This is a genomic window from Verminephrobacter aporrectodeae subsp. tuberculatae At4, from assembly GCF_000193225.1.
Classification (GTDB): domain Bacteria; phylum Pseudomonadota; class Gammaproteobacteria; order Burkholderiales; family Burkholderiaceae_C; genus Acidovorax; species Acidovorax aporrectodeae.
In genome coordinates this window covers 1-833 of the sequence record NZ_AFAL01000334.1, presented here as the reverse complement: position 1 = coordinate 833, position 833 = coordinate 1, and the positions used below count along the sequence as shown (strand labels likewise).

At 64.6% G+C, this 833-nt stretch carries 1 protein-coding gene and 1 pseudogene; both read right to left on the bottom strand.

Features of this window, described 5'->3' with window-relative positions:
- Positions 1-529, bottom strand: a 529-nt coding sequence (locus VTU_RS26345; protein ID WP_010102572.1) for a hypothetical protein, incomplete at its 3' end; no start/stop codon positions are given.
- Between the two features lie 102 nt (positions 530-631).
- A pseudogene (locus tag VTU_RS26340) lies at positions 632-833 on the bottom strand (hypothetical protein); the annotation flags it as partial.

The window sequence follows — 833 nt, the reverse complement described above, 5'->3', positions numbered from 1 at the left end:
CCGCCGAGATGAAGACCATGTCGTTGGCCAGCAAGCGGACTTGCCCGCCCGCGTTCAGACCGGAGGACACCACTTCTACCTGGCCGCTCGTGCCGCCCGCGACGCTGGCCAGCGTGATGCCTTCGCTGGCGCTGAGCTCGCTGCTTACGGCCACGACGCGGCTGCCGCCGTAGGCGGTGGTGCTGGCCACGCGGGTGGTGCCCGTGCTCGCCAGGCTGATGTTGCGCCCATTGGCTTGCAGGCCCGTGGCCAGCAGGCTGCCCTTGAAGGCGGAGACCTTCAAGTCATCGCCCGCACTGAGGGTGATTCTGTCCACGCTGGCGCCTGCGGCGTTGGACAGCGCGTTCAGGCTGACGGAGCCATCGTTGGCCTCGATAGTGAGGTTTTTCCTGGCGCTCAAACTCGAGCCCGTGGCCATGACGCTGCCGCCCGAGACCAGCATGTTGCCGCCGGCGCTCAGGCGCACTTTCTCGCCATTCGTGGCCGTGCGGCCGCTGTTCGCGTGCAGGGTCAGGGCGGTGCCTGCCATAAGCGATCCTGACCGCTCAGCACGTGCTGTACATGAGCGCGCTCAACCCGGCACGCTAGCCAGGTGCCACGCGCAACGGGTCACATATCGAGGCCGTGAACCTCAATCCCGAACGTGGTACATGACTCGCTTAGGTGGCCGCTGGGCGTTTCGTACCCCGGCATCGAGTGCCGCCCTTGCGGCGTGTCCCAGCATTTCGTCGCTGGCGGGTTGCTCGACGATAAACTCGCGGTAGTCGGGGAAATAGTCGGAAATATCAGAAAACTCAGTCGATTTACTCAGGCGGCTATTGAAGAAGGCATAC